The 12,588-nt window shown below is 44.2% G+C and carries 13 protein-coding genes; 6 read left to right on the top strand and 7 right to left on the bottom strand.

Annotated features, from left to right (window positions below):
* Window positions 1-157: 157 nt before the first annotated feature.
* Both ACOJUR_RS05295 and ACOJUR_RS05290 read left to right on the top strand, forming a co-directional pair.
* Entirely contained in the window at window positions 158-1,087 is a 930-nt protein-coding gene (locus tag ACOJUR_RS05295; RefSeq protein ID WP_420949458.1) for a DMT family transporter, read from the top strand.
* A gap of 41 nt (window positions 1,088-1,128) precedes the next feature.
* A complete protein-coding gene (locus ACOJUR_RS05290; protein ID WP_420949457.1) occupies window positions 1,129-2,412 on the top strand; it encodes a BaiN/RdsA family NAD(P)/FAD-dependent oxidoreductase in 1,284 nt (427 codons plus the stop codon).
* On the opposite strand, the gene ACOJUR_RS05285 is transcribed toward ACOJUR_RS05290, so the two are convergent.
* Both ACOJUR_RS05285 and ACOJUR_RS05280 read right to left on the bottom strand, forming a co-directional pair.
* Window positions 2,360-3,508 (bottom strand): MFS transporter, encoded by a 1,149-nt coding sequence (locus ACOJUR_RS05285; RefSeq protein ID WP_203114582.1) that lies wholly within the window; start codon window positions 3,506-3,508, stop codon window positions 2,360-2,362. The genes ACOJUR_RS05290 and ACOJUR_RS05285 overlap by 53 nt on opposite strands.
* A gap of 126 nt (window positions 3,509-3,634) precedes the next feature.
* On the bottom strand, window positions 3,635-3,832 hold the full coding sequence (locus ACOJUR_RS05280) for a hypothetical protein (protein ID WP_072874823.1): 198 nt from the start codon (window positions 3,830-3,832) through the stop codon (window positions 3,635-3,637).
* A 98-nt stretch (window positions 3,833-3,930) separates the two neighbouring features.
* Between ACOJUR_RS05280 and ACOJUR_RS05275 the strand changes: the two genes are divergently transcribed.
* Window positions 3,931-4,581 (top strand): Maf family protein, encoded by a 651-nt coding sequence (locus ACOJUR_RS05275; protein WP_420949456.1) that lies wholly within the window; start codon window positions 3,931-3,933, stop codon window positions 4,579-4,581.
* A 22-nt stretch (window positions 4,582-4,603) separates the two neighbouring features.
* Here the strand turns inward: ACOJUR_RS05275 and ACOJUR_RS05270 are convergent, their stop codons facing one another.
* Window positions 4,604-5,761, bottom strand: a complete 1,158-nt coding sequence (locus ACOJUR_RS05270) for a trans-sulfuration enzyme family protein (protein WP_420949455.1) — start codon at window positions 5,759-5,761, stop codon at window positions 4,604-4,606.
* Between the two features lie 136 nt (window positions 5,762-5,897).
* Between ACOJUR_RS05270 and ACOJUR_RS05265 the strand changes: the two genes are divergently transcribed.
* Window positions 5,898-6,860: a DMT family transporter gene (locus ACOJUR_RS05265; RefSeq protein ID WP_420949454.1), complete on the top strand. Its 963-nt coding sequence runs from the start codon at window positions 5,898-5,900 to the stop codon at window positions 6,858-6,860.
* Here ACOJUR_RS05265 and ACOJUR_RS05260 read toward each other — a convergent pair.
* A complete protein-coding gene (locus tag ACOJUR_RS05260) occupies window positions 6,804-7,895 on the bottom strand; it encodes an HD-GYP domain-containing protein (RefSeq protein WP_420949453.1) in 1,092 nt (363 codons plus the stop codon). The two genes, ACOJUR_RS05265 and ACOJUR_RS05260, sit on opposite strands and share 57 nt — an antisense overlap.
* Before the next feature lie 27 nt (window positions 7,896-7,922).
* Window positions 7,923-8,303: a DUF423 domain-containing protein gene (locus tag ACOJUR_RS05255; RefSeq protein WP_420949452.1), complete on the bottom strand. Its 381-nt coding sequence runs from the start codon at window positions 8,301-8,303 to the stop codon at window positions 7,923-7,925.
* A 212-nt stretch (window positions 8,304-8,515) separates the two neighbouring features.
* Between ACOJUR_RS05255 and ACOJUR_RS05250 the strand changes: the two genes are divergently transcribed.
* Window positions 8,516-9,655: a glycosyltransferase family 2 protein gene (locus ACOJUR_RS05250; protein WP_420949451.1), complete on the top strand. Its 1,140-nt coding sequence runs from the start codon at window positions 8,516-8,518 to the stop codon at window positions 9,653-9,655.
* Window positions 9,656-9,792: 137 nt separating this feature from the next.
* Here ACOJUR_RS05250 and ACOJUR_RS05245 read toward each other — a convergent pair whose 3' ends face one another.
* Complete coding sequence (locus ACOJUR_RS05245) at window positions 9,793-10,590, bottom strand: polyadenylate binding domain-containing protein (protein WP_072874828.1); 798 nt, start codon at window positions 10,588-10,590, stop codon at window positions 9,793-9,795.
* Window positions 10,591-10,679: 89 nt separating this feature from the next.
* Window positions 10,680-11,654, bottom strand: coding sequence for a thioredoxin-disulfide reductase (trxB, locus tag ACOJUR_RS05240; protein ID WP_072874829.1), 975 nt, complete (start codon window positions 11,652-11,654; stop codon window positions 10,680-10,682).
* A 181-nt stretch (window positions 11,655-11,835) separates the two neighbouring features.
* Between trxB and ACOJUR_RS05235 the strand changes: the two genes are divergently transcribed.
* Window positions 11,836-12,495 (top strand): hypothetical protein, encoded by a 660-nt coding sequence (locus ACOJUR_RS05235; RefSeq protein WP_420949450.1) that lies wholly within the window; start codon window positions 11,836-11,838, stop codon window positions 12,493-12,495.
* Window positions 12,496-12,588: the final 93 nt, after the last annotated feature.

The raw sequence follows: 12,588 nt of genomic DNA, 5'->3' as shown, positions 1-12,588 counted from the left end.
TCACTTCATATACATGAAGATAGTCGTCTGCAAGTTTTGCATCCACTGTGAACTGGTCTCAACTCAAGCAAATTGAATGGAGTTCCAGATCCAATTAAGCGTGGCTTTCAGGCCCGTGAATCCGAGGCTTACAGGCCTGAGAAAGCGAGGATACCGCGTGTCAGGAGTGATGTTTGCAGTTTTGTCAACACTCTGCTATTCGTTATCCTATGTCGTTCTGCGCCGCGGTCAGTCAGAAACTGCCATCACTGACGCCGGTCTATTACCTGTGCTCATCGTGAGTACTCTCCTTCTGGACGGTTTTTGGCTGATTAACTATTTGACGCATCAGCAAATGCTCTTATCCGTTTTACATGCGCCTCTATCTTCCTTTCTATATTCCTTGCTCTCTGGAATCTTAGGTACATTTTTAGGAAGATATTTTCTCTATCGAGCAATTGCTGCGGTCGGTGCAACGCGAGGAATAATTGTCAAATCACTCTCTCCCATCTTCACAATGGCGATTGCCTTTCTTTGGCTGAGAGAGCAACCTGATATCGGTCAACTTGTCGGGATCGGCCTTATCGGTTTAAGCATTGGACTGCTTTTCCACGAACAAAAAATAAAGCCTTTACGCGGAATGACCTGGTCTTTTTTTACATCCGGAATGAGCCTTGCTTTCTTTGCAGCAACATTTCAAGGAATTGGCCACAGTGCACGCAAACTAGCTGTACTCCATAACTTCCCCAGTCTAACCGCAGCCGCGATGGACTGTACAGTAGCCACAATCGTCTATTTTTTGGTCAGATTGATCTACCCACCCTTGCAAAACCATTGGTCGTCCTATCCTTGGCGACAAACTGGCGCTTACTTTGCGACGGCAGGTTTTCTTTCTGCTGTTGGCATCTTATTTTTCTTTGCTGCAAGCCAAAATATTCCGATTTCTACTGTGGCGGCTATCAGTGGAGCGGAACCCTTGTTGGTGACTTTATTCTCCATTCTTTTCTTATCACAATTGGAATCCTTCTCCGCCTACTCAGTATTTGCAGCTTGTCTGGGTACATTAGGCATTTTAACCATTGCCATAGGACCGCACCTCTTCCCGTGATACAATAATGGTTGGATAAGAACAAGGTGGAGTGAAAATGTTTGCTAACAAAAAATGAACATGCTGATGTGATTATTATAGGCGGAGGTCCTGCAGGCTTAATGGCTGCCGTAGCGGCTGCTGAAAAAGGCGCGCGAACCCTATTGCTTGAGAAGGGAGAAAAATTAGGACGCAAACTAGCTATTTCAGGCGGCGGTCGATGCAATGTAACAAACGCCAAGCCCTTACCGGAGCTAATGGAGAATATCCCTGGAAATGCCAAATTTCTTTATTCCACTTTGCATCGTTTCAATAATCAACATATCATGCAATTTTTCCAAAATCTCGGGATTGAGCTGAAAGAAGAAGATCGAGGAAGAGTTTTTCCAGTGAGTAATAGTGCATTGACCGTTGTTGCCGCTCTGGTCAACGAAGTACGCAGGCTAGATGTGGACATTCGCTTACGTACACCCGTGAAACAACTCTATCTGAGAGAAGGCAAAATTTGCGGCGTAATACTGCAAAGCGGAGAAACTTTACGATCACCAGCCGTAGTCATTGCCACTGGAGGATGCAGTGTACCTGCCACAGGCAGCACAGGAGACGCGTATCCGTGGGCAATCGAGGCTGGACACACCATTGTTGCGCCTTTTCCTACCGAAGTACCGCTGGTCTCTAACGCTCCTTGTATTCAAAATCGCAGTTTACAAGGTCTCTCTTTACAAAATGTAGAATTGACTCTTCTCCATAAACGCGGAAAAATTTTGACGGTACAGAACGGAGACATGATTTTTACGCATTTCGGCGTCAGTGGTCCTGCCGCTTTACGATGCAGTCACTATGTATCCGTCACCAAACGAAAAGATCCTGCAGATTCATTGATCCTTGCTATTAATCTGGCTCCTGTGTTCAGCAAGGAAGAAGGGCTGGCTAACTGGGCGCAGCGTCGACAGCGTTCGCCTCGCAGGCATTTGCATCATGTATTGACGGAAATGATGCCTGAAAGACTGGCCACTGCTGTTTTAGAGCGTGCCAAAGTGCAAGGTAATCGGCCCATGGCCGAGATTTCCAATGGTGAATTGGAAAAAATCGAGGAAATCATTCATTGTTTTACTCTCCCCATTCAAGGTACGTTGTCTCTTAGCAAAGCCACAGTAACTGGAGGAGGGGTCTCTGTCAAAGAGATTGACCCCAAAACTATGGCTTCCAAACTCTGCAACGGTCTCTATTTTGCTGGAGAAGTGATGGACGTACACGCCCACACAGGCGGATACAATATTACAGTAGCCTTTTCTACTGGTTGGACAGCTGGAGAGAGTGCCGCATACTACGCAACAGCAACATAATGTAAACGTAAGCTACAAAGAAAAAGGCAGCTGACAGCCAAAGAAGCGGTTGCAGCATGCGCTGCGACAATAGGCTGCCTCCCCACCAACTTCCAACAGCACTGCCAAGATTAGCACCGGCCACACGAACTCCAAACATTTGCGCATACTCGGTTTCTGCTAAAAAACGGAGAAAGGACGCATCTACAATTGGTTGCGGAATGGAACTAGCCGCCGTACGGACAAGATAAAGTCCAGAAAAGGACCAAAATCCCGATACCCACGCAGAAGCTGCAGTGGTCCCCGCTGAAAGAGCAAAAGCCATGGATAGAGTAGGAAATTCACGAACTCGACGAATTAACGGCCCTACTGTTGCAGAACCTATAGATACCATAAACATAGCCAGTGCAGAAACAATCGATATGGCTTCAGGGGAGCCACCAAAATTCTGATGTAAAACAAGCGTCATAAATTGAGACAGTAAACCAGGTGCTAGGCCAAACAGAAAGGAGAATCCACTCATCCAAATGATTCTCCGCGAAGGTTTGCGAAAAGCGCGATGAGCCTTTGCATCAGGAGCTCTCACGAACAATCGAATGACTGGAGCTATGAGCGCAATCGCTGTACCGAGTAAAAGAACATGACGAAATCCTAAAATTGGCGAAAGAAAACCAGCAAGTACGTTACCTGCGCCCATGCAAAACATGTACATGGCAACAAACCGACTGAAGATATGTGCCTTCTCTGATGAAACCGTCAGAGAAGAAAGAACTACATTCTCTGTCGAGACCAAAAGTGATCCACCAATTCCCGCCAAAGCTGTACAGACAGCATACACCCATTGTAAATTACCAAGGCCAATGCCCAAATATCCGAGAACAATAATCAGTGTTGCTAATTTCCAAACTTTCGAAGCTCCAAGCCTGTCAGCAACACCACCCAAGAGTAAAGCAACAAAAGCTCCACAAAGCGCATTAATCGAAAACAACACGCCAATACGAGCGTCTGTCAAACCTTGATGTGCATAAAAAAAAGGTAGCGCATATTGTGCCATGCCAATACCTAGACTCAACAAAGTCTCACTGCCTAGATAGAGCATCAATGGACGGGAAATCATAGTTTCTTTCTGTCCTCCTGTCCATCTTCATTATGAAAGTAGTATTGCCAGTATGAGATGGGACGGCAAGATCCATCCGCGCTAAAGTGGCGCGAAAATGGACTACCAAGCCGTCTGCTGTCTAACTTAGTCGTTTAGGTTATGCTGTACTGACGAACCGTAGGAACCACCCAATTTTCGACTGTACTTTCCGTATTTAGGATTCCCGTGCGGTCGATGTTCTCCGCGATGTTCACCGCGCGCCATAGCTGTGCTGGCTTCTGGAGAGAGAACAGGACCTACTGCTTCATCTCCACGTCCTATGGATTTGCGTCGAGTCGTCATTGTACAGGCCTCCTTGACTAAAAATCGACAAGCAGTCTCATTGTGTGCAAAACAATGTAGAATCATGATAATTTCTTTATAAAGGAGCACGATAACTGATGAAAAATAACAGCATCAGGATTCATTGGCTACTAGGTTCTAGTTCACAACGCCGCCAAGCCATATTGGATATGCTCGGACAAACATATCACATACGTCCTAGCCATTTAGACGAATCTTTCGCAAAAGATTACCCACCAGAAAAACAAGTCAAACTGCTTGCAGAAGCTAAAGCTCACGCCGTATATCAACAACTGCAGGAAGAACACTTTCTCATCCCAACACCCAATCATCAGCCCTGGTGGATAGTGACTGCAGACACTTTGGTCGATCTCGATGGAACGGCTATCGGCAAGCCCAGCGATGCCAACGAAGCTCTGGCGACACTGATGGCTCTCAGCGGACGAAGCCATCTAGTCTGGACATGTATTGCTATTTACGATCTGAAAAACCACCTACTCGTCAGTGAAACAGACTGCGCTAAAGTAACTTTCGCAAACATTCAGCGAGAAGATTTTGTCCGTTATATTGCTACAGGTGAACCTCTCGACAAAGCGGGCGCCTATGCTGCTCAAGGCATGGGTGCACAGTTTATTGAAAAAGTGGAAGGTGATTTTTTTACCGTAATGGGTCTATCACCAAGAGTTTTGTGGTCTTTGGCTAAACGTATAGGATATCAAGAACCTTTATTTTCAACTTTCAAATCGTAGCCAGCCAAACAGCACAAACGCGTCAAGATGAAGTTATTTGAGCAGCTTCCGTCAAGGCGTTTTCTAAGTCCATCTGCAAATCCACCGCATTTTCCAGGCCTACGGAGAGACGAAGTAAGCGCTGGGTAACCCCACAAGCTTCGCGTATCTTTTCAGGAATATCCGCGTGAGTTTGCACAGCAGGATAAGTGATAAGGGTTTCCGTACCGCCAAGACTCTCAGCAAACGTAATCAATCGCACCTGTTTTAAAATAACAGGCACCATCGATTCATGTATGACTTCAAAGGAGAGCATGCCGCCAAAATCGCTTGATTGCTTTTTCTGTACAGCGTATCCAGGATGAAGTTCTAAGCCTGGATAATATACACGCGCTATCAACGGATGTCCCGACAGATACTGAGCAAGAACAGAGGCTGTTTTAGAATGACGCTCCATACGGAGAGCTAAAGTTTTCATACCGCGCAAAAGTAACCAAGAATCGTCAGGGCCGAGCGTGGATCCGATAGAATTTTGTATGAAATAAAGATCATTACCTAATTCTTCCGTTTTCGTCACAACAAGTCCTGCCAGTACATCGTTATGTCCTCCGAGAAATTTAGTGGCGGAGTGTACAACAATATCTGCACCATATTGCATTGGCCGTTGCAAATAGGGCGTCATAAAGGTGTTGTCCACAATATAAAGAAGATGATGAGTTTTACAAAGGTCACCCAAGGCTTGTAAATCAGCGACTTTTAAAGTGGGATTGGTAGGCGTCTCAACAAAAAGACCGCGTGTCTGCGATTGTATAGCAGCTTGCACTTCTTCCAAGTTACTCGTATCTACGTAACTTGCCTCTATCCCTACTTTACGTAAAAACTTTTCTACCAGCCGATATGTGCCTCCATACAAATCATTCGAAAAAATCAAATGGTCACCTGGCGAAAACAACTGCATGACAGCATGAACAGCAGCCATCCCAGAACTAAACGCAAACCCTCTCGCTCCACCTTCCAAATCCGCAATAGCGCGTTCTAAAATAGTGCGTGTAGGGTTGCCTGTTCGTGTATAATCAAAGCCGGTACTTTGCCCGAGCGCTGGATGCGCATATGTAGTTGCTCGATAAACAGGTGCCGAAACACTTCCTGTAACAGGATCCTGACGGTTCCCTAATTGTGCTAAAAGGGTGTCCAAATTCATGCCCGCTACTCCTTCTTTACCGCAACAGCATACGATTTCATCTGTTGCTTTTAATGAATTTCATTGAAATTGCAGGAACTATTTTTCTGCAACGCCCTGTTTGGCATCAGTTCGCTTGCTGAGGAGCGTAGTACAAATGCTTAAAAAATTTTCAAACCAGCGATTTCAGTATAGCGCACTTCTGGTTGTTGCAGTGATTGCGGTATCTTTCTCATCCATTTTTATAAAAATGTCAACCGCTCCTGCCAGTGTAATTGGATTTTATCGAATGCTTATAGCTTCACTTCTCATCATACCCTTCGCTTGGCGCGAAAGAACGCTATGGTCCAAATTATCTTGGGTCGATCTCGTTTCTATCGGATGTGCCGGTGTGTTTCTTGGCTTCCATTTTGTCTTTTGGATTCTTTCTTTAAAATATACTTCCGTTTCTTCATCCACGCTTATTGTAGCATTACAGCCCGTCCTCGTAGCATGTGGAGCCTTTTTTCTCTTCGGTGAACGATTAAATCGTTGGCAACAATGCGCTTGTTTCATTGCACTATGCGGAACGTCACTTGTGGGTTACAATGATTTACAATTGAGCCAAAACGCCTTTTTGGGAGATATTTATGCATTTCTTGGCACAATATTTGCTGCTCTTTACATGCTCGCTGGCCAAAAGGCGCGAACAAATGTCAGCGTCTGGACCTATAATGTCAGCGTATTTTCTATAGCCGCCCTGTTACTAGCCTTAGATACTTTGATTCACCGTTCTCCCTGGTTCCACTATTCATTCAATAATTGGATACTCTTTTTGTTACTCGCCCTTGTCCCCACTCTGCTCGGTCACGCTCTCTTTAATTTGGTTTTAAAGAAACTTCCGGCTTCAGCTGTTTCTATGACCATTTTGGGTGAACCCCTTGGGGCTATACTACTTGCTTGGCTGCTGTTAAATCAATGGATTCACTGGCAAGAAGCAATGGGCGGCATATTGTTGCTTACTGGAGTCTATCTATTCTTGCGGAAAACATCCTTATTGAAGGATACTCTCCCTTCAACCAACTCAGGAGACGGTGGATTGGATAACATTGCTAATCACCATATGGAGACAGACGGATAAATCTATATCATACGGCTCGACATCTCGACCTGATTCTCGCAAAATTCGTACCACCGGCCGCAATAGATTTTGTGGATTGTTTCTTACCACCACTCCCTCAAAAATACCGTTTAAAACAACAGGTACACCAGGTGGATAGACATTGACATGTTTAACAAAAAGTCGAATAAATTCAGGATCAAAATCTACTCCAGAGCCCGCATAAAGCATCTCTACCGCTTCATGCGGCAAAAACGCCTTGCGATAAACACGATTTGAAGTCAGCGCGTCATAGACATCCGCCACTGCCATAATTCTTCCAAACTCGTGTATCTCCATTCCTTTCAAGCGGCGCGGATATCCTTTTCCGTTCATGCGTTCATGATGTTGAAGCGCACAATGAGCAGAAAGAGAGTGAATGGATGGCTGCTGAATCAGTAGATCATAGCCAATTTGACAATGTTGCTCTACCAGCGTGCGCTCTTCATCCGTCAATCTGCCGGGTTTGTCCAGAATACTTTTATCGATGGCTAATTTCCCAATGTCATGCAACATAGCACCCACGCCCAGTTCTTTGACTCGCGATTCACTGTATCCATTCCCTACTGCGATGGCTCCGGCATAGAGTGACACGTTCATGCAATGACTGTATAAAAAATTATCACTCGTATAAAGAGACGTCAGATGCGTCAAAACCACCTGATTTTTCAGAACGTGATCGAATAATAGTCCAAATAATTCTTGAAAAGTATCACCTAATCGAATATCACGTGTATAAGTTGGATCTTCAAAAGATTTTTGAATTTTCTTGAAAGTACGCTCGATTTTGTTTAAAACTTCAGCTTGCAATTCTTGAGATAAAGCGTCTGACACTTCAATATCTTCGGTTCTTGGATCTTCTATGAATACATAAGTATGCCCATAGTTCTCCAGCTTTTTGATATAGGATGAAGTTAATTCGACATGCTTTTGAAGTAATATTTGACCACTTTTACCGAATACAGGTTGAGCGAGCAATTCTCCGGGTACAAGTGATGAGACAGCTTTCATGCGCATGGCCGATATTCACCTCGATAGGCGCGATTAGGTGTTGAGATGTTGAAGAGCTAGGACAAACAACAATGCCCAACCTAAGAGAAAAAAAATGCCACCAACAGGTGTTACAGCTCCCCAACGTTTAACTCTTGTCCACGTTAAAAGATAAAGACTTCCTGAAAATAAAATGATACCCACCAAAAAACACACTTCTACCCAAAGTGTAAGAAGTTGTGGTTGCCAAAAGTGCAAAGAAGAAACTCCAATGATGGCAAGCGCATGATACATTTGATAAGTGACCCCAGTTTGAAATACCTGCAATTCGGACACATCACGCTTTTGCCTCAAACCATGCGCCGCAAAAGCTCCCAATGCCACAGCCAAGAAAGCCATAATTGCACCTACGGCTAAAAAAAACAGTGGGAACACCTCTTTTCAATGATTCATGATGTCATTAGACTCTCTTACAACCAGCTGATCGATGGTTTTCTATGCAAAGTTGAAAACTCCTGCCAAGCTGGGATTCAAGAATGAAAAGACTGCTTTACAATATCATTCTTCTCCTGAATATGGTAGGATGCCCTCAAAGATATAAAAGAGATGGGGTAAGCGATTTGATTGTTCACCTGATTCTGCCTACTGTGAGCTTTCTGGCAGGCATATATTTGCTTTTTACCATGGTTCGTCCCATCCCGCGCCATCCCCAGCCGCTTCCTGCTGTCATTGGCGCAAATGTAGCACCTATGCTGCGCAAAAAGTATCCGATGCGTATCTCTGTCATTATTCCAGCACGCAACGAAGAAGAAAATCTTCGAACCAACTTGCCGTTGTGGATGAGTGCTCATGAACTCGATCCAGATTTAATTGCAGAAATTATTGTGGTGGATGATTCATCTACAGATCGAACTGCTTTTATTGCAATGGCTGCTGGGGCTAAAGTTCATTCCTTGCGCCACTCACCGCGAGCCTGGTACGGTAAAACTTGGGCGCTTATTTCTGGCGCAACACGAGCTAAAGGAGATTGGTTGCTGTTTGCTGATGCTGATGTATATATTGAGCCGGGCCATTTGCTTCAATGGCTGCGCAATCTTCCACCTACGGCAGCTTATTATACCGTACAACCCTCCCATAAACATCAGGAGAGTTTTGAGCAATTGACCCTTCTTGCCAACGCTTCAACCGTCTTAATGATGAGTAAAGGAGCGTTGCCTCCTCGCCAAAGCGGTGGGTTTGGACCGTTTTCTTTAACGCCCAAAGAAGTTTACTTTCATGTGGGCAGTCATCTGCTCGTACGTTCAGAAATTTTGGAACAGTATCGATTTGCCCAAAAAATGAGCTTTTATGTCCCAGTTATCAATTTACTTGGAGGAAACACGATTTTTCAAAATATCCATAAAAACCTAAACGAATTATGGACAAGCTGGGTTAAAACCCTGGCTGCTTCTGCCTTAGCGGAAGGTAATCGATGGCGATCGTTTCTAATTGTCCTGTGGATTATGGGTCTACTCAGTTTTTGGCCCATTTGGTTAAATTCACAGCAACCCACAAAATCCCATTTTATTGCTTTTAGTATTGCCTACTTTGCAGAAGCGGCTCTTCTGCTTGCCCTATTACGCCGATCCGGTTCTTTTTCCGTAATCAGCGCTTCACTCTTTCCAATTTCATCATTACTGTTAGTCATCATGTTTCTACATTCAGTTTGGAAGATAATGATTGTCAAACAGGTGGAATGGAAAGGCAAAGTATGGAATATAAAGCGGCAAGAAAATATCAAAACATAAATCGTACATTGACATAATGCTATCTCCATACACGGCCTTCACCCAAGTAGGATGAAGGCCGTGTCATTGTCAATTCTCCAAAAGCCATACAGTCAATCGAGTTTATCTAAAAACAACCGATTTATGCGTAAAGAGGTTTAGGAATAGGGGCGATACGGTTGACCCATCATAGACATGCCCATTTGTACCGCTTGACCAACACGATGACCAGCTTGTTCAGAGGTCATGTTGCCGATACCATGCTGTAAATCCTGCTGAATATGCTGTTGAACAACTTGGGGAGAGGTGCCATATTCAGATAGCATGGAATGTCCGTGATTCATTTGAGGATAAGGGTGTTGAGGAGAATAATGACCTTGCGTGTAGAGGTTGGAACTCATGATAGGTCCCTGTTGACTCGACATTTGGCCTTGATAACCTACTGGAGCGGCTTGCATAACCTGATGCAGTGCAGGTTGAGAGTAACCTTGCTGATAGCCGCCAGCCATCATCATGGAACCATGTGACCCAGATTGTGCCATGGGCATTCTCTGTTGACCTAGGTCCTGTTGCATATGTTGTTGTACAACATGTGCAGGAGTACCATACTCAGAGAATGTGGAATGTCCATAATGTGCTCCACCTTGTTGGCCCATTCCATATCCCATGGAAGTTGGCATCGGCTGATGCCCTAAATCCTGTTGCATATGCTGTTGTACAACATGTGCAGGAGTACCATACTCAGAGAATGTGGAATGTCCATAATGTGCTCCACCTTGTTGGCCCATTCCATATCCCATGGAAGTTGGCATCGGCTGATGGTAACTTTGTGTTTGTTGACCATAATAGCCTAAATCTTGTTGAATATGGCGCTGCACAGTTTGAGACGGAGTAGCAAACTGACTGAGTGTTTGCCCCTGCATACCATATCCACCTTGTTGATACGATTGGTTCATAAAATCCTCTCCTTTGCGGGAATATGCGAACCAAACAAAGTATGTGTTGGCGCGCACATTCCTATGCAGAGGATTTTTTTTATGCTATATTACATCTTTGGAGCTTCCTGTAAATCAATGGACCAATCATGAAAAGCGCTACCTTCAAGAAATTTTTCCGCATCCATAGCCGCTTTACAACCACTTCCGGCTGCAGTAATCGCTTGCCTGTAGTGAGGATCCATAACGTCTCCACAGGCAAAAACACCTTCCACACTGGTGAGACTGGTATTTCCCCGCGTCACGATATAGCCAATGTCATTGACTTCTAACTGATTTTGCAGAAAATCCGTATTCGGTTGATGCCCTATAGCTACAAATACTCCATCCGCTTCAATAAGACGCTCTTGGCCAGATTCGTTATCCTGAACTTTGAGACCCTTCATTTTACCGTTCTCGCTCACAACTTCAATAGGAGTAACATTTAACACCCAGGCGATTTTTGGATTGTTTCTTGCTCTCTCCTGCATAATTTTTGAAGCTCGCAATTCATTGCGCCGATGGACAATCGTGACTTTTGAGGCATGCCTTGTCAGATAAGTAGCCTCTTCCATTGCCGAATCGCCGCCACCTACCACAATAATTTCTTTATTGGCAAAAAAGCGGCCATCACAGGTAGCGCACGTGGAAACACCTCGACCAATCATATCTTGCTCGCCAGGAATATTCAGCATTTTAGCAGAAGCACCCGTAGCGAGGATAAGAGCATCCGCTGTGTGTGAACTGCCATCATCTACTTTGACAGTAAATGGACGCTTTGATAAATCCACTTCTACTGCTTTACCAAACTGAAAAGTCGCCCCCATGCGTTCTGCCTGTTTGCGCATATTTTCCATTAACACCGGGCCGTCAATACCATCAGCAAATCCTGGGAAATTTTCAACTTCCGTCGTCAACGTCAATTGACCACCGGGCTCATGACCTTCCAAAACAAACGGATGTAAATTTGCCCGTGCGGTATAAATAGCCGCTGTATACCCGGCTGGTCCAGTCCCCAAAATCATCACTTCGTGGTGAGTTGTCATAGTAACCATCCTTTCACATCCATTGACTACTTACAAATTGTAACGCAAGACTTACACTATCGCTAGAATTTCTTTATTTTTGACATTCGATCACGATAAACATTAGTTAGTGTACTTCCCTATTTAAATTTCTTTTATTAATTGCCTTTTCTTTTTCTATTTCCATATGATATGTTATCAGATGAAAGTGTTTTCTTTCATTATCCCTATTTATTTATCAAATATCACAATCAAAGGAGGTATTATCATGTCATTTCCATCCTCACCCTTCTGGCCCATCGCCATTGGTTTCCTTGGACTTTCCATTAACTACTTTGTTCAAGGTGGCTCTACTCTCTTCAATGGCCCAAACTGGAGCAAAGATAAGGAAAAGCATGAGAAAACGTTAGGTTTATGGGGTATCTTTCTTGGTGGTTTTGCCCAATTATTAACAGGCATTTACCTTATGGTGGGCATGTCTTGGTTTCCCGTATACGCCAATGCTGCTCCGCTGTATATGGCAGCCCTCGCATTTACTATTTATGGTATCCATTGGCTTGTTCTCGGTTTACGCCGTTATAAAGGAACAGACTCTGGCCCTGAAGCGTGGATGGCTATTCCTTTAATGTTCTTAAGCGTACTTGGTATAATTTCCTTCGGCGGTAATGGTGATATTCCCGCTGCTATATTGTTTGTGGGTCTGACATTAATCTATATCAGTGAAGTGTTTGCACGTTTTATGAACAGCGGATTTTGGAATAAATCAGTTGGTTTGTTTCAATTTCTCACTGGCATTTGGTTACTTTATCTGACCTACGGCGTGACCTTGAATTTTGCTAACCATGCACACTGGTGGGTATAAGATTCTTGTGTCTATTGCACTAAGGTTGCTTTTACATTCAATGTCAAATCATAGGCAAGCATTACCTTAACAAATATCAAGAAAGAAGTAACC

It is taken from the genome of Alicyclobacillus tolerans, from assembly GCF_048984885.1.
GTDB classification, from domain to species: domain Bacteria; phylum Bacillota; class Bacilli; order Alicyclobacillales; family Alicyclobacillaceae; genus Alicyclobacillus_I; species Alicyclobacillus_I tolerans.
The sequence above is the reverse complement of the archived record's forward strand: the minus strand, read 5'-3'. Positions and strand labels throughout refer to the sequence as shown.

Excerpts from the sequence above, each read along its gene's own strand:
- ACOJUR_RS05285 (WP_203114582.1), bottom strand. The coding sequence starts at position 3,508 with ATGATTTCCCGTCCATTGATGCTCTATCTAGGCAGTGAGACTTTGTTG.
- ACOJUR_RS05280 (WP_072874823.1), bottom strand. The coding sequence starts at position 3,832 with ATGACGACTCGACGCAAATCCATAGGACGTGGAGATGAAGCAGTAGGT.
- ACOJUR_RS05275 (WP_420949456.1), top strand. The coding sequence starts at position 3,931 with ATGAAAAATAACAGCATCAGGATTCATTGGCTACTAGGTTCTAGTTCA.
- ACOJUR_RS05270 (WP_420949455.1), bottom strand. The coding sequence starts at position 5,761 with ATGAATTTGGACACCCTTTTAGCACAATTAGGGAACCGTCAGGATCCT.
- ACOJUR_RS05265 (WP_420949454.1), top strand. The coding sequence starts at position 5,898 with ATGCTTAAAAAATTTTCAAACCAGCGATTTCAGTATAGCGCACTTCTG.
- ACOJUR_RS05260 (WP_420949453.1), bottom strand. The coding sequence starts at position 7,895 with ATGCGCATGAAAGCTGTCTCATCACTTGTACCCGGAGAATTGCTCGCT.
- ACOJUR_RS05245 (WP_072874828.1), bottom strand. The coding sequence starts at position 10,590 with ATGAACCAATCGTATCAACAAGGTGGATATGGTATGCAGGGGCAAACA.
- trxB (WP_072874829.1), bottom strand. The coding sequence starts at position 11,654 with ATGACAACTCACCACGAAGTGATGATTTTGGGGACTGGACCAGCCGGG.
- ACOJUR_RS05235 (WP_420949450.1), top strand. The coding sequence starts at position 11,836 with ATGAAAGTGTTTTCTTTCATTATCCCTATTTATTTATCAAATATCACA.